Source organism: Leucobacter sp., from assembly GCF_053528595.1.
On sequence record NZ_JAIVPF010000010.1, the window covers coordinates 24,808 to 44,001 of the forward strand.

The following is a 19,194-nucleotide window of genomic DNA, read 5'->3' on the forward strand; positions in this document are numbered from 1 at the left end:
GGGGCCGGGAGGGCGGCGTCGATGTGACCGCCGCCCTCCCGGTCGATACTGGGAGGTGGTGCTCGGGCTACCGGGACGCGCCGACGGGGTCGGCGGCCTCGGCGGGCTCATCCGCGGGCGCCCCGGTGCCGGTGAGGGCGGCGCGCAGCGCGCCGCCGAGACCGGCGTCGACGCTGGTCCAGTACCGGATCGCCCGCTCGCGGATCTCCGCGCTCCGCACGGCCCCGACGGCGCCGGTGATCGTCGCCAGGAAGCGCGCCTTCGCCGCGTCGTCGAAGACCTCCCGGTACAGGGTTCCGGCCTGCCCGAAGTCGTCGTCCTCGGCGTGCAGGGCGACCGCCGAGCGGATCAGCTCGCCGTCCGACTCCCAGGATCCGGAGCCCGCGAGCTGCGCGTCGGCGACGGGGCCGCCCGTCGAGTTCGGCGCGTACACCGGCGCGTCGGCCGGCTTGAAGCCGTGTCGCGCAGCGCCGTCCTGCGAGTAGTTGTGCACCGGCGCCACGGGTGCGTTGACGGGCAGCTCGTTGTAGTTGGTGCCGACCCGGTAGCGCTGGGCGTCGGGGTAGGAGAACACGCGGGCCTGCAGCATCTTGTCGGGGCTGATGTCGATGCCGGGCACCGTGTTCGCAGGGGAGAACGCGGCCTGCTCGATCTGCGCGAAGAAGTTCTCCGGGTTGCGGTTCAGCGTGTGCACGCCCACCTCGATCAGCGGGTAGTCGGCGTGCGGCCACACCTTGGTGAGGTCGAAGGGGTTGAAGCGATAGGTCTTCGCGTCCTCGTACGGCATGACCTGCACGGAGAGCCGCCACGCCGGGAAGTCGCCCCGCTCGATCGCCTCGTAGAGGTCGCGGCGGTAGGAGTCGGCGTCGGCGCCGGCGAGCGCCTCGGCCTCCTCGCCGCTCAGCTCCTCGTTGCCCTGCAGCGCGTCGAAGTGGTACTTCACCCAGAAGCGCTCGCCCGCGGCGTTGATCCACTGGTAGGTGTGGGATCCGAATCCGGGCATGTGCCGCCACGAGCGCGGCAGGCCGCGGTGGCCCATGAGGTAGGTGACCTGGTGGGCCGACTCGGGCGAGAGGGTCCAGAAGTCCCACTGCATGTCGGCGTCGCGCAGGCCCGAGCCCGGGAGCCGCTTCTGCGAGTGGATGAAGTCGGGGAACTTGATGCCGTCGCGGATGAAGAACACCGGGGTGTTGTTGCCCACGATGTCGTAGTTGCCCTCGCTCGTGTAGAACTTCACCGAGAAGCCCCGGACGTCGCGCCAGGTGTCGGGCGACCCCATCTCGCCGGCGACCGAGGAGAAGCGCTGCAGTGTGCCGGTGACGGCGCCGGGCTGGAAGACGGCCGCCCGCGTGTAGGCGGAGACGTCGCCCGTGACCACGAACTCGCCGAACGCTCCCCCGCCCTTCGCGTGCACGATGCGCTCGGGGATGCGCTCGCGGTTGAACTGGGCGAGCTTCTCCACGAGATAGCGGTCGTGGAGGGCGATGGATCCATCGCGGCCGGCGCTCAGGGAGTGCGCGTCGCTCGCGACCGGCGTTCCCGTCTGGGTGGTGGTGGGTGAGGTGGACATGGGTCTCCTTCGAGGTTTTCAGGCATGGCGAAGCAGCGCCCCGCGCGGGGCGAGAGCGGCGTCGACTACGCGGCCGGGGCCTTCTGACAGTCGGGGCAGAGCCCCCAGAAGGTGACCTCGGCGGTCTGAATGGTGAATCCCGTCGTGGAGGACGGGTCGAGGCACGGCGCATGCCCGACAACGCAGTCGACGTCGGCCAGCGCTCCGCAGCGGGAGCAGACGACGTGGTGGTGGTTGTCTCCGATGCGCCGCTCGTAGAGCGCTGCGGATCCGGCCGGCTCGATCCGGCGGATGAGACCCGCCGCCGTCAGATCCGCGAGGATGTTGTGCACCGACTGGATCGAGGTCGTCGGCAGCTCGCGAGCGACCACCTGGAACACCTGCTCGGCGTCCGAGTGGGGCATGGAGGCCAGGGCTTCGAGCACGGCCACCCGGCCCGCGGTCGCCCGCAGCCCGGCTGCGCGCAGCGTCGTGTCGATTCCGGCTTCCATGCTTCCACCATAGCGCTTGTTTTTAATTATTCAAAATACTATTTTGAGTTGTTCACCAGAATGTGCGGCTTCCCGCGCGAACGCAGCCCGCCATTCGGCGTGTCGTCCCACCATTCCGCGCGCCCCGGTCATTCCGCGCCCCTGTCATTCTGCGCGCAGAATGACAGGGGCGCAGGACGACCCGGGGGAAACACCGGGGGCAAACACAGCGCAGGGCTACGAGCGCACTCCCCCGAGACACCGGGTCCCCCGTTAGGCTCGAGGCGTGAACGCCGCACCCGCCGCACCCGCCCGGCCCGGGCCCGTCTTCACGATCGGGCGCGCGGTGCTGCGACCCCTGCTGAGGCTGCGATTCCGGCCCCGGATCACGGGCCGCGAGCACATCCCGGCGACGGGGCCGGTGCTGCTCGTCAGCAACCACCTCTCGGGACTCGACACGATCCTCATCCCATCCTTCTCACCGCGCAAGGTGCAGTTCCTCGCGAAGGCCTCGCTGTTCCGCACGCGGATCGGGGGCTGGTTCTTCCGGCAGATCGGAGCGATCCCCGTGCACCGCGAGGCCTCCTCGGCGGCACAGGCCGCCCTCGACGCGGGCCGGGAGGTGCTCGCGGCCGGCAATGTGTTCGCGGTGTTCCCCGAGGGCAGCCGCTCCCGGGACGGCCGCCTCTACCGCGGGCGGAGCGGCGCTGCCTGGATGGCGCTCGAGACGGGTGCCGCCGTGGTGCCCGTGGGGCTCATCGGCACGAACCGCAAGCTGCCCGACCCGTCGACCGGGCGGCCCGATCGGGTCCAGCTGCGCTTCGGCGCGCCGATCCCCCTCGACGACCTCGCCGGAATGCCCGGCGGCCGGGCACGACGCGAGGCCACGGCGCGCATCATGGCCGCGATCCACGCGCTCACGGGTCAGGAGCTCGCCGACGAGTACGCCGCCGGCACCGGCGACTGATCCCGTCCCCCGCGCGCGCACCGCCCGTCTCTTCCCGGTGCCCCGTCCTCGCCCCCTCGAGACGGCCCGGGCGGCCGCTCCGCCCTGCACTCCCGGGGCGCCGCCTCGACCACGCGCGCCGAGCGCGGGGCGGACGCGCTCGGCTGCGAGGCGGACGCGGGATGCGCCGGCAGCGGCGCAGCGTGCACAATGGGGAGCATGGACGCCGACGTCATCATCGTGGGTGCCGGGCTCTCCGGGCTCGCCGCCGCACGCGAAACCCACCGCGCCGGGCTGCGCACCGTCATCGTCGACCAGGAGGGCCCGCAGGATCTCGGCGGCCAGGCCTGGTGGTCGTTCGGCGGGCTCTTCCTCGTCGACTCCCCCGAGCAGCGCCGCCTGGGCGTGCGCGACTCCTTCGATCTCGCCTGGCAGGACTGGCGCGGCAGCGCGCGCTGGGACCGCCTCGACAGAGAGCACCCGGATGACGGCTGGGCGGAGCGCTGGGGCCGCGCCTACGTCGAGTTCGCCGCCGAGGAGAAGCGGGCGTGGATCCGCGAGGCCGGCATCGAGCTCACGCCGGTGGTCGGCTGGGCCGAGCGCGGCGACCTGACCGCCGACGGGCACGGCAATTCGGTGCCGCGGTTCCACGTGCCCTGGGGCACCGGCACCGGGGTCGTCGACCCGTTCATCGCCGCCGCGCAGGGCGCCGTGGACGACGGGCGCACGCGGATCCTGCACCGCCACCGCTGCGACGGGATCGTGGTCGAGGACGGACGCGTCGTCGGAGTGCGCGGCAGCATCCTCGCGGACGACGCGAACGCGCGCGGCGCCGTCTCCTCGCGGGAGGTCTCGGGCGACTTCGAACTGCGCGCGGGGGCCGTGATCGTGGCGAGCGGCGGCATCGGCGGCGACCACGACCTGGTGCGCCGGTTCTGGCCGGACCGGCTCGGCACCCCGCCGCGGCGGATGGTGACGGGGGTGCCGGCCTACGTCGACGGTCGCATGCTCGGGATCGCGGAGACCGCGGGAGCACGGCTTGTCAACCGAGACCGCATGTGGCACTACACGGAGGGCGTGCGCAACTGGAACCCGGTGTGGCCGGGGCACGCGATCCGGATCCTGCCCGGCCCCTCCCCGCTCTGGCTCGACGCGCTCGGCCGCCGGCTGCCCCCGCCCGGACTGCCCGGGCACGACACGCTCTCGACCCTGCGGATGCTGCGCACGCGCGAGGGGCTCGCGGAGCACGACCACTCCTGGTTCATCGTGACGAGCCGCATCGCCGCCAAGGAGTTCGCGCTCTCCGGATCCGAGCAGAATCCCGACGTCACCGGCCGCGATCGGAAGCTGCTGCTCAAGACCCGGCTGGGGCGCGGTGCGCCCGGCCCCGTGCAGGCGTTCATCGACCGCGGCGCCGACTTCGTCGTGGCCGACGGCGTGCCGGATCTCGTGGGGCGGATGAACGGCCTCACCGACGAGCCCCTACTGGACGCCGGCGAGGTGGAACGCGTGATCCGGGATCGCGACGCCGAGATCCGCAACCCGTTCTCGAAGGACGCCCAGGTGATGAGCATCCGCAACTCGCGTCGCTACCTCGGCGACCGCCTCACGCGCACCACCGCCCTGCACCGGCTGCTCGACCCCGCCGCGGGTCCGCTCATCGCGGTGCAGCTGCACGTGCTCACCCGCAAGACCCTGGGCGGCATCCAGACCGATCTCGGCTCGCGGGCGCTCGGCGCGGACGGCGATCCGATCCCCGGTCTCTACGCGGTGGGCGAGGCCGCCGGCTTCGGCGGAGGCGGCGCGCACGGCTACAACGCGCTCGAGGGCACGTTCCTGGGCGGCTGCCTGTTCTCGGGGCGGGCCGCGGGCCGCGCGGTCGCGGAGGACATCGGCGGATAGCCGCGGCCCGCCGCATCGGCTCCGTCTATCGAGTGCGAGATCCCGATTTCTGTCGCTCTGCGGCTCCGGCGACGGCGGGAATCGGGATCTCGGTGCTTGCGGGCCGCTCGGGCCGCTCCCTCACTCCGGCAGCACGTCGTAGACGAGGCGCGCGAACTGGCCCACCGCGCGTGCGGAGACCAGCCTCAGGCGATCCGGGCCGACACGGCGCGGGAAGAGCGGGGCGCCCGCTGTGAGCGCCGCCGGCGCGACGGAGAGCTCGATGCGGTCGAGCGCGCCCGCCTCGAAGAACTGCCCCGCGAGGTCGCCGCCGCCGACCACCCAGATGTCGCCGCCGCCGGCCGCGGCCCGGATCTCGGGCAGCACACGCGCGACATCACCCGAGACGAGGCGCACGTCGGCCCCCTCCGGCACGGGCACCCGGCGCGAGGTGAAGACGTAGGTGGGCTTGTCGCCGTACAGCTCGCGCCAGCGTTCGGGCCGCTCGAGGAGGTTCTCGTACCGCAGCACCCACTCGTAGGTCGAGGACCCCTCGACCAGCACGGCGGCGTCGGCCGGGTAGAGGCCGTCGGCCGGCGCGTCGCCGTTCTCGACCGCGAACAGCCAGTCGAGGGAGTGCTGCTCGTCGGCCAGGAAGCCGTTGATCGTGGTGGCGGTGTCGAAGATGATGCGTCCCATGGCGGCGACGCTACTCCGCACCTCTGACAATCTCTCTCCCATGAGAGATTGCCTGCCGTTCCGCGCAGCCACAGGATTCCGGACCTGGATCCTGCGACTCGTACGCTCGCGCAGGATGACCGGGAACGTGGATCCTGCGACTCGTGGACTCGCTCGGGATGACGAGAGTGGAAGCGGCCCCTCTCTGGAACGGTGGCACCACCGCGACATGCGCGGGATGCCGACGCGGTCCGCTTCACCATCCCGCGCGCAGGCGACCGCCTCGGGCGCGCCTCCGAGTTCCGAGGCCGGCCACCCGACATCCGCGCGTCAGTACATGTCACCAAACCGGAGGAATGGCAGCAACTACTGGCGCGCGTAGGTGGAGGGACGAGGGGTGGACCGGCATTGCCCACGCGCACGCCGAGCGGTCGACACCGGGTATCCCGGAGGATGACAGGGGCAGGGCCGCCCTCACGCGCCCCGGCTGCGCGCCAGGCGGTCGAGGCTCCACTCGTAGCGCTCCAGCCAGACGAAGGCGTGCATCCAGGTCTCGACGAGGTGCACGGCCGGGTGGGCCCGGATCATCCGGACGATCTCGGTGTAGTCGGCCAGCGACCGGGCGGCGATGGTGGCGATGAGCCCGTAGCGACCCAGCGTGCGCGCGGCGAACTCGATGGTGGGGATCCCGAGCAGCAGCTCCTCGGCCGAGGCCGCCCCCTCGGCGTCTCCTCTCAGCACGATCCCGACGCCCGAGAGCACGGAGCTCGTCGCGCTGCGGCGGCTGCGCACCGCGCCGATGCGCATGACGCCCGACTCGAGCAGCCGCAGCACGCGCGCGCGGCACGCCGACGCGGACCGGCCGGTGCGCCGCGCGAGCTCGCCGAAGGTGAGACGACCGTCGATCTGCAGTTCCGCCATCAGGGCGATGTCGAAGTCGTCGAAGAACAGGTCGCTGAGCTCCGGATCCTCGCCCAGCCGCAATCTGCGCAGCACCCGGTCGTAGAGCGAGAACTGCATCTCGACGACCCCCTCGATCGCCTGGATCGCCCGCACGGAGCGCCCCACGTCCTCGCGGTCCGCCGCCCAGACCTCGACCACCGCCTGCGACTGACCGCTGATCTCGGACAGGAACACGACGTTGGTGAACTCGCTCAACCGCTCGAAGACCGGCGACGTCGGCCCGCTGATGCGCAGTTGCAGGTTGGCCTGGATCGGAAGCCCCACCGCGCGCGGGTGCACCGCGGCGAGGATCCGGATCTCCCCCGACTCGAGCAGCTCGCGCACGCGCTGCGCGACGAGGGTGCGGTGCACGCCGAGCTCCGCCGCGAGCGCCGAGAACTGCGCCCGGCCGTCGAGCTGCAGGGCGCGGATGAGGTCCTCGTCGAAATCGTCCATGCTCAGAATCATGCCAGAATGCGCGCGTCGGCGAGCGACAGAACATCTTCGAGATGATGCCGATCAGCGCTTCTGGTGGCGAAAATGGCGTCAACAGCCGACATAAACGCCGAGACCCGCGATTCAACGCATTTTCTGCTTCTCATGAGAGCGCAACTGTGCGTACCCTCGTATCGATTCGAGACGAAGGAGTTCCCCCGTGCGCAAGCTCGCGTTCACCCAGGCCCCCGCCCTGACCGCGCCGAAGATCGTCACCGCCGCGCGTATCCACGCCCTCGACGAATCGGAGAGCGCCCCCGAGGCGTTCCTCGTGATCGGGGACCGCATCAGGCACGTGGGCGCCATCGACGCGTGCCGCACCGCCGCCGCCGAGGTGAGCGCGCTCGCGCCCGAGATCGTCGATCTCGGCGACGCCGTCGTCGTCCCCGGCTTCATCGACGCGCACGCGCACCCGCTCATGCTGGGCCAGATGATGAGCTGGGTCGACTGCGGCCCGGACCGGGCCGGCTCGATCCCCGAGATCGTCGAGCTGCTGCGCGAGGCGGCGAAGACCCTGCCCGCGGGGCGCCCCATCCGCGGCTACGGCTACGAGCAGCGCAACCTCGCCGAGCGCCGCCACCCCACCCGCTTCGAGCTCGATCGGGTCGCGACCGACCGCGAGGTCTACCTCATGAACGCCTCCGGTCACGGCGGCGTGGTCAACTCGTACACCTTCGAGCTGCACGGCGTCACGAGGGACACCCCGAATCCGCAGGGCGGCGAGTTCTTCCGCGACGAGCAGGGCGAGCTGACCGGCGAGCTCTCCGACGCCGCCTGCAACGTGCTCACGGGCCTCGAGGGGGTGAAGATCGGCCACCACGGGCCGAACTTCCACCTCGCCGACGAGCCGGAGGAGCACAAGCGGCAGCTCTCCGCGGCCCAGGAGAACTTCCTCGCGGGCGGCGTGACCACGATCGGCGACGCCCAGGTGAGCCGCCGCGAGTTCGACATGTACCTCCGCCTGGCGGAATCGGGCGACCTCAAGGTGCGCGTGAGCATGTACCTGCTCTCGCACCTGCTCGACGAGGCCATCGAGATGGGCCTCCACGGCCAGTTCGGCAACGAGCACCTGAGCTTCGCGGGCATCAAGTTCTACTCCGACGGCACCCTCGGCGGATGGACGGCCTACTTCCCCGACGGCTACGTCGGCGATCCCTGCCGCACCGGGCAGCTGTACCACGACCCGGCCGACTACGCCGAGCTCATCCGGAAGGCCCACCGCGTCGGGCTGCAGACGGCGACGCACTCCCAGTCGCCCACCGCGCTGGAGATGGTGATCGGGGCGATCGAGGCCGCACTCGCCGACCGCCCCGACTCCGACGCCCGGCACCGCATCGAGCACTGCGGCCTTCCCACCCCCGAGCAGATCGCGCGCATGGCGGCGGCCGGCATCTACCCCGTGAACCAGCCCCAGCACCACTACAACTGGGGCGAGGGCGTGGAGCAGGCCGTCGGCACTCCGGGCGAGCGCTTCAACCCGCTGGGCGAGTTCGAGCGCGCGGGCGTTCCCGTCACGATCTCCTCCGACGCGCCCGTCGCCGATCCGCGCCCGATGGAGGCCGTGCAGGCCGCGGTCTCGCGGATCACCCGGCGCGGCACGCAGCTCGGAACCGACGACCTCGCGGTGTCGGTCGACACGGCACTGCGCGCGCACACGGTCACCGCGGCGCGCGCCCTCGGCCGCGAGGACGAGCTCGGCAGCATCGAGACCGGCAAGCGAGCCGACTTCGCGGTGCTGGACCGCGACCCGTACGAGGCCGAGACGGCGAGCATCTCCGCGATCCGCGTCACCTCGACCTGGGTGGGGGGCGAGCGCGTCTACGCGCGCTGATCCGCCCCCTCGACGGGCTCGGGCGCGGAACCCGCTCCCCGAGCCCGGCCCCGTTCCCCGATCCTGTCGACGGGAACCCGCAAGACCCCGACCACCAGACCACCAATCCGAGACACCCCAGCAAAGGAGCTCACATGTCCGCATCCACGGCCGCAGCGCCGAACACCCACAGAAGGGCGCTGAAGGGCGGCATGGCCGCCCTCGTCGGCACCTCCATCGAGTGGTACGACTTCTACGTCTACGCCACCGCCGCGGCGATCATCTTCCCGCACGTCTTCTTCCCCGAGGATCTCGATCCCGCGCTCGCGACCCTGGCGTCGTTCGGCACCTACGCCGTGGCGTTCTTCATGCGCCCGCTCGGCGGCATCATCTTCGGGCACATCGGCGACAAGCTCGGCCGCAAGCCGGCGCTCACCATCACGCTGGTGCTGATGGGCGTCGCCACGACCCTCGTCGGCGTGCTCCCGGGTTACGCGACCATCGGCATCTGGGGCCCGATCCTGCTGATCCTGTGCCGCATGGCGCAGGGCCTCGCCGTCGGCGGCGAGTGGGGCGGCGCGAGCCTTATGGCGGTCGAGAGCGCGCCCCAGAAGTGGAAGACCTTCTACGGCGGCTTCACCCAGGTCGGCAACCCGCTCGGCGCGCTGATGGCGACCGGCGCGTTCTGGGCCCTCTCCGCGCTCGGGCAGGACGCCCTGCTGAGCTGGGGCTGGCGCGTGCCCTTCATCTTCAGCATCGTGCTGATCGGCGTGGGCTTCTGGGTGCGCTACCGCGTCGAGGAGACCCCCGTGTTCGCCGAGAAGGTCGAGGGGCACGAGCAGTCCACTCCGCTCCTGTTCGCGCTGAAGAACAACTGGGCCCCGATCCTGCTCGGCTTCTGCATCATCGCGATGTCCTCGGGCGGCTACGTGATCGCGACGACCTTCGTGCAGAACTACGCCGACTCCCCCGAGATCGGCCTCGATCCGACCATCATCCTCGGCGCCCTGACCATCGCCTCGCTCGTCGAGATGCTCGTGACCCTGCCGATCGCCGCCCTCGGCGACAAGATCGGCCCGAAGATGGTCATGTACCTCGGCATCATCCCGTCGTTCCTCGTGATCATTCCGCTGGTGCTCTCGATCCAGGCCAAGAACGTGGCGCTGATCTGGCTCTTCGTCATCCTCATCCGCGTCACGCTGAGCGGCGCGTGGGCTCCGCTCTCGACCCTCATGGCGCAGATGTTCCGCCCGCAGTCGCGCTACACCTCGATGTCGCTCTCCTACGGCATCGGCGCGGCGGTCTGGGGCGGCCTCTCCCCGGCGATCGCCTCGCTGCTGCTCGTGCTCACCGACGGCAACTTCTGGTCGGTGGTCGCCTTCTTCGGCCTGCTCACCGTCGTCGCGTGGATCGGCGTGCGCTTCGCGCCGCAGCACTCCGACGCGGCTCCGGTGACCGGATCGTTCACGCCGCGGCTCGACACCACGACGATCGACAATCCCGGCAAGTAGCCCCCGGTCCTCCGCGAGCCGCGCCGCTCGCGGAGGACCGACCCCACCACGCGGTGCAGCACCGCAGAACCGAGACGTGAGGAATCATGGAAACCGTCCGCAAGCGCACGACCGGCTGGGTGATCATCGAGGCCCTGCACCACTACGGCATCGACACCGTGTTCGGGATCCCGGGCACGCACAATCTCGAGTTCTACCGCCCGCTGCACGCGCTGGGCATCCGCGCCGTCACCTCGCGTCACGAGCAGGGCGCGGGCTACGCGGCCGACGGCTGGTCGCTGCAGACCGGCAAGCCCGGCGTGGTCATCACGACGAGCGGCCCCGGCCTGCTGAACGCGCTCTCGGCCGCCGGGACCGCGTACTGCGAGTCGCGTCCGATGATCATCCTCTCCCCCGGGCCCGCTCGCGGCGCGGAGTTCGCCGATGTCGGCACGCTGCACGAGACGAAGGATCAGCTCGGCGCCGCCTCCGCCATCGTGGAGTGGGGGCGCCGCGTGCAGACGGCGGAGGAGGCCGTCGAGGCGGTGCACGACGCGTTCGAGCTCTTCGCGACCACCCGGCCGCGGCCGGTCTACATCGAGGTGCCCCTCGACCTGCTCGAGGAGACCACCGAGATCGCGGGCGGCGCCCTCGTGGCGCGCGAGTTCGCGCCCGTGGCGGATCCCGATCCCGCCGCCGTCGCCGAGGCGGCCTCGCTCCTCTCGAGCGCGCAGGATCCCGTGATCCTCGCCGGCGGCGGATCCCGCGGCGCGGCCGCGGAGCTGCGCGCGCTCGCCGAGCGGCTGGGCGCGCCGGTCGTCACGACCGGCAACGCGAAGGGCGTGCTCGACGAGCACCACCCGCTCGCGCTCGGCGCGAACCTCCGCCTCGCGGCCGCCCGGAACCGGGCCCGCGACGCGGACGTGCTGCTCGTCGTGGGCTCGAAGCTCGGCGAGGCCGAGCTCTGGGTCGAACGTCTGGAGGCGCGGGGCGCGGTGATCCGGATCGACCTGCTGGAGTCTCAGATCGACAAGAACCAGCCGGCGACTGTCGGCCTCGTGAGCGACGCGAGGACCGCGCTGGCCGCGCTCCTCGACGAGCTCGGCGAGGGCACGCCCCTCGACGGCGCTCCCGGTGCGGCGCAGACCCTCGTCGCAGCGCGCGCCGAGTGCGCGGAGCTGTCGCCCGAGAACACCGCGCTCGCCGAGGTCATCGCAGCGGCGCTGCCCGACAACGCGATCGTGTCAACCGACTCGTCCCAGATCGCCTACTGGGGTCTGCTGAACGTGCTGCGCGTGTCCGAGCCGAACTCCACCCCCTACATGACCACCTACGCCACGCTCGGCTACGGCCTGCCGGCCGCCCTCGGGTCGCGGATCGCGCGCCCGGACCGCCCGTCGTTCGTGGTGATCGGCGACGGCGCGCTGATGTTCTCGATGAACGAGTTCATCACCGTGGTCGAGCAGCGCGAGGACGTCACCGTCATCGTCGTCGACAACGGCGGCTACGGGGAGATCAAGCAGAACGAGGCCGACGCGGGCATCGCCCCCATCGGCGTCGACCTCGTGCAGCCCGACTGGGCCGCCGTCGCCACGGCCTTCGGCGGCACCGGCCGCCGGGCCGGCACGCCCGCCGAGCTGGCCGCGGCCGTCGAGGCCGCGGTCGGTGCGGGCGGTCTGCAGCTGATCCACATCGACCAGGCGGGCTTCGAGCTCCCGGAAGGGGCGTGACCGCATGACCGCCGAGAGCGCACGACCGATCGCGGTCTACACCGACATCGACGACACCGATCCGGCGATCGGCATCCGCCTGCTGGAGGAGCACGGCTTCGAGGTGCGGGTGCTCGGCACCCGCGATCCCGACGAGATCATAGCGGGCGCCCGGGACGCGGTCGCGCTGCTGCCCGGCTACGCGTCGGTGACCCGCGAGATCATCGAGGCGCTGCCCGAGCTGCGGATCGTCTCGCTGATGTCGATGGGCTTCGACTACGTCGATGTCGAGGCCGCGAGCGAGCGGGGCGTCTGGGTGACCAACGTACCCGGCGCCGCCACCGAGGAGGTCGCGACGCACGCGCTCGCGATCCTGCTCGGCAGCGTGCGCCAGCTGCCCTTCTACACGGCCTCCGCCACCCCCCGGGACTGGAACGACCGGGCGCCGTCGGCGCCGCCGCGCTTGAGCGAGACGACGCTGGGCATCGTCGGCCTCGGCAAGATCGGGCGCGAGCTCGCGCGGATCGCGGGCCCCCTCTTCGGCTCGGTGGTGGGCTACGACCCGCTGCTGCCGGACACCGCCGAGGTGCGCGCCGACCTCGAGGCGCTCGGCGTCACCCGCACGACTCTCGAGGAGGTGCGCCGCACCGCGAACGTGCTCTCGCTGCACCTGCCGCTCACCCCGGAGACCTCGCGCATGATCGACGCCGGCTTCCTCGCGGAGATGCCCCGCGGCTCGGTGCTGGTGAACGTCTCGCGCGGCGGGCTCATCGACAACGACGCGCTCGTCTCGGCCCTCGACGCAGGGCGGCTCTCCGGGGCCGCGCTCGACGTGCTGGACCAGGAGCCCCCGGCGCCCGGCCACCCCCTCCTCGATCGGGACGACGTGGTGCTCACGCCCCACATCGCCTACTTCTCTGCGCGCACGGAGATCGAGTACGTGCGGATCCAGGCGCAGAACGCCGTCGCGCTGCTCGAGAACGGAGCCCCCGACTCGCCGGTCAACCGGCCGGCCTAGCCCGGGTCGCCGGCCTCCCGGCGCCCCCTCCCTCTCCCCCTCCCTCCCCGCGGCACTTCGAACGAACGGGAGTCCGGACGAACGGGAGTCCCGAATGGCCGCCTCCCGCGCGAGCGAAGCAGCCGTTCGGGACTCCCGTTTCCGGTTGCGCGAGGGTGAGCATCCGTCCGGGCGTGCGAGACTGGTGTGCACGCCCGGATCGGAGCCCGCAGCCGCACGCGAGGAGGGGAACGATGAGCAACCCGGAACGCACCCCCGAGGAGACCGTCTGCGTCTCGCCGGGCCCGGAGCCCGACCGCGCCGTCGAGATCCTCGAGCCCCGCGATGTGCCGCTCGGCGGCCTGCGCGCCATGAACGTGCGCCGCACGCTGCCGCAGCGCTCGCGCTCCCTCATCGGCGCCTGGTGCTTCCTCGACCACTACGGCCCCGACGACGTGGCCGCCACCGGGGGCATGGACGTCGCGGCGCACCCGCACATCGGCCTGCAGACCGTGAGCTGGCTGTTCTCGGGCGAGATCGAGCACCGCGACAGCGCGGGCTTCCACGCGATCGTGCGGCCCGGCGAGCTGAATCTCATGACGGCGGGCCGCGGCATCAGCCACTCGGAGCGGTCGACGCCGGGCACGACGACGCTGCACGGCGCGCAGCTGTGGGTCGCCCTGCCCGAGCGGCGGCGCGGCGTGGACAAGGGCTTCGAGCACTACGCCCCGCCGGTGCTGGCGGGCGACGGCTGGCGCGCGCAGGTGTTCCTGGGGGCGCTGCTGGGCGATGCCTCCCCGGTGCGCACGCACACGCCGCTGCTCGGAGCTGAGATCGGTCTCGATCCCGGCGCGTCGATGGATCTCGAGCTCGACGCGGTATTCGAGCACGGGGTGCTCGTCGACACCGGTGCCGTGGTGATCGAGACGCCGCGGGGCGACGGGGATCGCGGATCCCGGGCCGTCGCGAAGGATCAGCTCGCGTTCGTGCCGGCCGGTCCCTCGCGCCTGCGCCTCACCGCGTCCGCCGAGGGCGCGCGCCTGCTGCTGCTCGGCGGCGAACCGCTGGGCGAGCGGATCGTGATGTGGTGGAACTTCATCGGGCGGGACCACGACGAGATCGTGCAGGCCCGGGCCGACTGGCAGGCGCAGCTCGCGGCCGCCGGGGTGGCGGAACCGGCGGAGCGGGGCGTGCCGGGCGGCCCGACCGGCGGAGCGGCGGCCGGAACGCGCTCCGCCGCGGCGGAGGCGACGGATCCGGACCGCTTCGGCCTGCCGCAGGACGAACCGGAACCCCCGCTCCCGGCTCCCGCGCTGCCCGTCGCACGGCTCCTTCCCCGGAAGCAGTGAGAGAGTGGGGCTCCCAGCGCCGCTGCGGCGCCCCGGCCCCGCAGCGAGCACCGCATCCGACTCGGAGGAGGCACCCATGAACGACCAGGAGACCGTGACCGTTCGGGAGGACGCCGAGGCCCATCGCTTCGTCATCGAGGTGGACGGCGCACTCGCGGGCTTCGCGAGATACCGCGAGCGCGACGGCGGATCGACCTACGACTTCATCCACACCGAGATCGACCCGGCCTTCAGCGGCCGGGGCCTCGGCAACACGCTCGTCTCACGGGCGCTGGAGCACACGCGGGAGCTCGGGCACACGATCGTGCCCCACTGTCCGTTCGTCGCCGCCTGGCTGCGGCGTCACCCCGAGTTCGTCGCCGCGGTGGAGTGGCCGGGCGGCGAGGGGCCGGTGGGCGGCTCGTCCGGCGAGTAGGCGGGCTGCGCGGGGCAGTCCGCGAGCACGCGCCGTATCGCATCGCGCTCCGCCGCGGTCACCCACAGACCATAGGCCGCCTTCACCGACACCTGGCGCGCCACGTACTCGCACCGGAAGCCGCGCTGCGGCGGCAGCCAGCTCGCCGCGTCGGCATCGCCCTTGCGGTTGTTCGTGGGACCGTCGACCGCGAGGAGGTTGAGCGGATCGTTCGCGAACTCCACGCGCCGATCCGCCGCGAGCGACTGCGCGCCCTTCTGCCAAGCATCCGAGAGCGCGACGACGTGGTCGATCTGCACGGCCTGCGAGGTGGACTGCCCGCGCACGAAGTCGATCCGGGTGCCGGTGTAGGGGTCGGTCAGCACCCCCGCGAGCACCTTGCAGGGGCCGTCGAGCACCGCGTCGGCGAGGTCCCGCTGCAGCGTGTCGTTCCTGGCGTCGCAGCCGTTGCGATCCGGGTCCTTCCAGCCCTTGCCGAACTGCTCCGCGCGGTCGTATCCGGTCTTCGGCGCGCGCCCCTTCACCGGCAGCGTCTCGAGCAGCGCCTCGGCGGTCCGGGTGCCGGGATCCGGCGCGGGATCGGCTTCCGCGCCCGGATCGGTCTCCGCGCCGGGATTCGTCCCCGCATCCGCGCCGGGATTCGACCCCGGATCCGCGCCGGGATCCCCCTCGGACCCGACGTGCGCGCTCCCCTCGACGACCGCGCCGCTGCCCGCAGCTCCACCGCTTCGAGCGGCGTCCTGCGCGGCACCGCTCACCGCCCACACGAGCGCGGCGAGCAGCAGCGCGCCGATCACCGCCCACGACCTCTTCTTCAGTGCTTTCGCCTCTCTCTGCATCGCCTCCACGGTATCCGGAACCGCCGACGCACCGATGTGCCCGCGCGCACCGTCCGTGCCGGGCGGTTTCCGACCGGGTGATTCGCGGCCGGTGATTCCCGGCCGGTGATTCCCGCCGAACGCTCCTACGCGACCGGCGAGAGCCCGCCGCTGAGGAAGAGCACGGCCGCCACCGCGCCCCAGCCCACGAGGCTCGCGACGGCCGTGGCCCCGATGATGCGCGCCCGGCTCCAGCGCAGGCGCGATCCGTCCTCGCCCACGTACGCCGGGTCCGCCGAGCGGTCGTCGCGGTAGCGCCGGGTCTGCCGGGCGGTGCCTCGCCCGAGCGCGTCGTCGAGGCCGAGCGCGAAGTCCGTGACCGCGGGATCGGTCATGTCGAAACCCTTGCGCCCGTAGACGTAGAGCCAGTCGTCGATCACCTCGACGTCGAACCCCGCGGCGTGGTCGACGAGCAGGGCCATGAGATCGGGGGTGAAGACGTAGAGCGCGTCGCGCTCGTACTCGCGGGGGCAGTAGAGATGGAACCAGCGATCGAAATCACCCTCCAGCGAGAGCCGCTGGTGCTTGCCGAACGGGATGCGGATCGCGTTCGGCTTGCCGGTCCAGGTGCGCGACTGCAGATACATGTGCGGCAGGCGGCGGGGCAGCTCGATGCGCACGAAGCCCACCTCGGTGCGGGGGTTCTCGAGCTGAGACGTCGAGTAGCTGTAGTTCGCGACCTCGAGGTAGCGCTCCCCGTGCCAGTGCAGGCTGTTCTCGACCCGGGCGCGATTGCCCACCCGGAACAGCAGCGCCCCGAAGTTGCTCAGCGGGGGCTCCGCGACATAGTGCCAGCCGCTGCGCTCGGCCCACGCGGCGATGCGCCGACGCGCCCGCCACTCCCGCGCCACCGCGATCCACCCCGAGATCGGGGCCGCGACGACCATCAGCGCGACGGTGCTCGTTCCCGCCGCCATCAGGAATCCCACGAGCGGCGGCTCGGGCTCGCGGCCCTCCGGCGCATAGCCCGTGAGCCAGACCCAGAAGGCGAAGACGGTGATCGCGCCCAGCAGCGGCACGACCAGCAGCAGGAGCAGGATCGATGCCACCAGCATCTGCCGTTCCCGGCTGCGCAGCCCCGGCGACTCGGCCAGCACCGCCCTGCGGAATCCGCGTCTCGTGGCCGTATTCCGAGTTCCCCCCATGCCTCCACCCTACGGGAGCGCGCAGCGTCCTCGGCACGAGGACCGTAGCGGCTCGACCGGGTTCGTGCAACGGGGTGACGCGCCGCCCTCCGAACCGCTTGTCTGGAAGCGTTCGAAACGACCGACGACAGTCAGGAGAGCAAGATGACCCATCTCACCGGCAAGCGCGTGGCGATCCTCGCGACCAACGGGTTCGAGGACTCGGAGCTGACCGAGCCGATCTCGGCCCTGCGCGAGCACGGCGCCGAGATCGAGATCGTCTCCACGAACACCGGCACCATCCGGGGCAAGAACGGGTACGAGGCGCACGTCGCCCGGGCCAGCTCGGCCGTGCGGGCCGACGACTACGATGCTCTGGTGCTGCCGGGCGGCGTGGAGAACGGCGACCGCATCCGGCTCGACCAGAACGCGGTCGCGTTCGCCCGCGGCTTCTTCGAACAGCACAAGCCGGTGGCGGCGATCTGCCACGGCGGCTGGATCCTCACCGATGCCGACGTGCTGCGCGGGCGCACGGTCACCTCCTACCCGAGCCTGCGCACGGATCTGCGCAATGCGGGGGCGACCTGGGTCGACGACGAGGTCGTCGTGGATCAGGGGCTCGTGACGAGCCGCACGCCCGACGATCTGCCGGCGTTCAACGCGAAGCTCGTCGAGGAGATCGCCGAGGGGAAGCACCCGGGCCAGACCGCGTAAGGGCGGCGCACCCGCTGCCCGGTTCCGGGATCCCGCCGCGGCAGCGCGGCCTCGTCCCCCGCGCACCGAACGGACCCGATCCGGGTCCCGAACGGACCCGCCGTGCCCGCTCGTGCATGTCCGCGTGCGGGTGCGGGGTGGGATCAGCCGCGCGGGCCTCCCGCGACGTAGAGCACCTGCCCCGAGACGAAGCCGCTCGCCTCCGAGGCGAAGAACGCCACGGCGTTCGCGATGTCCTCGGGAGTCCCCACCCGGCGCACGGCGGTCGCCGCGGCCTCGCGCTCCACGAGCTCGTCGAAGCCGATCCCCAGCCGCTCGGCCACCGACCGCGTCATGTCGGTCGCCGTGAAACCGGGGGCGACCGCGTTGGCCGTGATCCCGAACCGGCCCAGTTCGAGGGCCAGCGTCTTCGTGAAGCCCTGGATCCCGGCCTTCGCGGTGGCGTAGTTGGCCTGGCCGGCGTTGCCGAGGGCCGAGGTGCTCGAGATGTTGACGATGCGGCCCCAGCGGTGATCGACCATGTGCGCCTGCGCCTCGCGGCTCATCAGGAACGCCCCCTTGAGGTGCACATCCATGATCGTGTCCCAGCTCTGCACGGTCATCTTGAACAGCAGGTCGTCGCGCAGCACGCCGGCGTTGTTGACGAGGATCAGCGGCGGCCCGAGGCGCTCGGCCGCGCCGGCCACGCCCGCGCGCACGCTCGACTCGTCGCTCACGTCGACGGCGAAGGACTCGGCCGCTCCCCCGCTCTCGCGCACCAGCCGCGCGGTTTCCGCCGCGCCCTCGGCGTCCCGGTCGAAGAGCGCCACCGGCTCGCCCCGCCGCGCCAGCTCGAGCGCGATCGCGCGGCCGAGCCCGCGCGCGGACCCCGTGACGATCGCCGCGCGGGTCGCCGTCTCCCGGCTCATCGCGCCAGCGCCTCTGCGATGGGCCGCTCGCCGTCGTTGAAGCGGATCGTGCGCCGGATCGTGCCGTCGTCGGCGAGCGTCGCCGCGACGACGCGCGCCACGTTGCCGCGAGACACCCGGCCCGACTCGGCGGCCTCGGCGTCGATCCGGCCGCTCGGCGGGTCGAGGGTCAGGGTGCTCGGACCGAGCACCGTCCACTCGAGATCAGTGGCGCGCAGGTGCTCGTCGGCTGCGGCCTTCGCCTCGGCGTAGTGGAAGAACGGGTGCTGCGGATCCACCCCGTGCTCGGGTGACGAGCGGAAGTAGGACACCATCACGTACCGGCGCACGCCCGCCAGCCGGGCGGCCTCCATCGAGCGGATCGCCGCGTCGCGGTCGACGGCGCGCGTGCGCTCGGGATCGCCGCCGCCGGCGCCCGCCGACCAGACCACCGCGTCGTGCCCGCGGATCAGATCCGCGATCCCCTCCGCGTCGAGCCGCTCGACGTCCGCGACCAGCGGGCGGGCGCCTGCCGCGCGCACCTCCGCGGCGTGATCCGGATTGCGGATCACCGCCGTGACCTCGTCGCCGCGTTCCGCCAGCAGCGGCTCCGTCAGCAGTGCGATCTTGCCGTGTCCCCCGAAGATGATGATCCGTGCCATGCCTCCACCCTACGCGCGCGGCGGCCGGAAGTCCCGGGTCGGAGCGCCACCGCGAGGGGCGGATTTCGAGGGGAATCCCCCGGATTCAGCCGCGTTGTCCGCCACTCGCGCGGTCTTCCCGGAGGTGGAGAGCTCGGAGCGGTATTCCCGAAGATCTGCGCCCCCGGACCTGCGCCC

The 19,194-nt window shown here is 72.1% G+C and carries 17 protein-coding genes; 9 read left to right on the plus strand and 8 right to left on the minus strand.

Going from position 1 to position 19,194, the window contains the following annotated elements:
- Positions 1-67 precede the first annotated feature (67 nt).
- Both ACWKZU_RS01615 and ACWKZU_RS01620 read right to left on the minus strand, forming a co-directional pair.
- Positions 68-1,570 carry a catalase gene (locus tag ACWKZU_RS01615; protein WP_449280640.1) on the minus strand — a complete coding sequence of 501 codons (1,503 nt, stop codon included), beginning with the start codon at positions 1,568-1,570 and terminating at the stop codon, positions 68-70.
- Positions 1,571-1,635: 65 nt separating this feature from the next.
- Complete coding sequence (locus ACWKZU_RS01620; RefSeq protein WP_449280641.1) at positions 1,636-2,061, minus strand: Fur family transcriptional regulator; 426 nt, start codon at positions 2,059-2,061, stop codon at positions 1,636-1,638.
- A 265-nt stretch (positions 2,062-2,326) separates the two neighbouring features.
- On the opposite strand from ACWKZU_RS01620, the gene ACWKZU_RS01625 reads away from it, so the two are divergent.
- Positions 2,327-3,007: a lysophospholipid acyltransferase family protein gene (locus ACWKZU_RS01625; RefSeq protein WP_449280642.1), complete on the plus strand. Its 681-nt coding sequence runs from the start codon at positions 2,327-2,329 to the stop codon at positions 3,005-3,007.
- A 198-nt stretch (positions 3,008-3,205) separates the two neighbouring features.
- Complete coding sequence (locus tag ACWKZU_RS01630; protein ID WP_449280643.1) at positions 3,206-4,888, plus strand: FAD-binding dehydrogenase; 1,683 nt, start codon at positions 3,206-3,208, stop codon at positions 4,886-4,888.
- A 120-nt stretch (positions 4,889-5,008) separates the two neighbouring features.
- On the opposite strand, the gene ACWKZU_RS01635 is transcribed toward ACWKZU_RS01630, so the two are convergent.
- On the minus strand, positions 5,009-5,566 hold the full coding sequence (locus tag ACWKZU_RS01635) for a dihydrofolate reductase family protein (protein ID WP_449280644.1): 558 nt from the start codon (positions 5,564-5,566) through the stop codon (positions 5,009-5,011).
- 453 nt (positions 5,567-6,019) lie between these two features.
- Positions 6,020-6,943, minus strand: coding sequence for an Lrp/AsnC family transcriptional regulator (locus ACWKZU_RS01640; protein WP_449280645.1), 924 nt, complete (start codon positions 6,941-6,943; stop codon positions 6,020-6,022).
- 199 nt (positions 6,944-7,142) lie between these two features.
- On the opposite strand from ACWKZU_RS01640, the gene ACWKZU_RS01645 reads away from it, so the two are divergent.
- From ACWKZU_RS01645 to ACWKZU_RS01670, 6 genes are all read left to right on the plus strand, one after another.
- Complete coding sequence (locus ACWKZU_RS01645; RefSeq protein ID WP_449280646.1) at positions 7,143-8,813, plus strand: amidohydrolase; 1,671 nt, start codon at positions 7,143-7,145, stop codon at positions 8,811-8,813.
- 134 nt (positions 8,814-8,947) lie between these two features.
- Positions 8,948-10,303, plus strand: coding sequence for an MFS transporter (locus tag ACWKZU_RS01650; protein ID WP_449280647.1), 1,356 nt, complete (start codon positions 8,948-8,950; stop codon positions 10,301-10,303).
- 86 nt (positions 10,304-10,389) lie between these two features.
- Complete coding sequence (locus tag ACWKZU_RS01655; RefSeq protein WP_449280648.1) at positions 10,390-12,012, plus strand: thiamine pyrophosphate-binding protein; 1,623 nt, start codon at positions 10,390-10,392, stop codon at positions 12,010-12,012.
- A 4-nt stretch (positions 12,013-12,016) separates the two neighbouring features.
- Positions 12,017-13,009, plus strand: coding sequence for a C-terminal binding protein (locus ACWKZU_RS01660; protein ID WP_449280649.1), 993 nt, complete (start codon positions 12,017-12,019; stop codon positions 13,007-13,009).
- Positions 13,010-13,242: 233 nt separating this feature from the next.
- Positions 13,243-14,337 carry a pirin family protein gene (locus tag ACWKZU_RS01665; RefSeq protein WP_449280650.1) on the plus strand — a complete coding sequence of 365 codons (1,095 nt, stop codon included), beginning with the start codon at positions 13,243-13,245 and terminating at the stop codon, positions 14,335-14,337.
- A gap of 76 nt (positions 14,338-14,413) precedes the next feature.
- A complete protein-coding gene (locus ACWKZU_RS01670) occupies positions 14,414-14,752 on the plus strand; it encodes a GNAT family N-acetyltransferase (RefSeq protein ID WP_449280651.1) in 339 nt (112 codons plus the stop codon).
- On the opposite strand, the gene ACWKZU_RS01675 is transcribed toward ACWKZU_RS01670, so the two are convergent.
- Complete coding sequence (locus ACWKZU_RS01675; RefSeq protein WP_449280652.1) at positions 14,680-15,591, minus strand: HNH endonuclease family protein; 912 nt, start codon at positions 15,589-15,591, stop codon at positions 14,680-14,682. The two genes, ACWKZU_RS01670 and ACWKZU_RS01675, sit on opposite strands and share 73 nt — an antisense overlap.
- A gap of 125 nt (positions 15,592-15,716) precedes the next feature.
- Positions 15,717-16,775, minus strand: coding sequence for a hypothetical protein (locus ACWKZU_RS01680; protein WP_449280653.1), 1,059 nt, complete (start codon positions 16,773-16,775; stop codon positions 15,717-15,719).
- 144 nt (positions 16,776-16,919) lie between these two features.
- Here ACWKZU_RS01680 and ACWKZU_RS01685 point away from each other — a divergent pair, with 144 nt between their 5' ends.
- On the plus strand, positions 16,920-17,468 hold the full coding sequence (locus tag ACWKZU_RS01685; RefSeq protein WP_449280654.1) for a type 1 glutamine amidotransferase domain-containing protein: 549 nt from the start codon (positions 16,920-16,922) through the stop codon (positions 17,466-17,468).
- A 143-nt stretch (positions 17,469-17,611) separates the two neighbouring features.
- Here ACWKZU_RS01685 and ACWKZU_RS01690 read toward each other — a convergent pair whose 3' ends face one another.
- Together ACWKZU_RS01690 and ACWKZU_RS01695 are read right to left on the minus strand one after the other, a co-directional pair.
- Positions 17,612-18,376, minus strand: coding sequence for an SDR family oxidoreductase (locus ACWKZU_RS01690; protein ID WP_449280655.1), 765 nt, complete (start codon positions 18,374-18,376; stop codon positions 17,612-17,614).
- Positions 18,373-19,017, minus strand: a complete 645-nt coding sequence (locus tag ACWKZU_RS01695) for an SDR family oxidoreductase (RefSeq protein ID WP_449280656.1) — start codon at positions 19,015-19,017, stop codon at positions 18,373-18,375. The genes ACWKZU_RS01690 and ACWKZU_RS01695 overlap by 4 nt, the downstream gene beginning before the upstream one ends.
- Between the last annotated feature and the right edge of the window lie 177 nt (positions 19,018-19,194).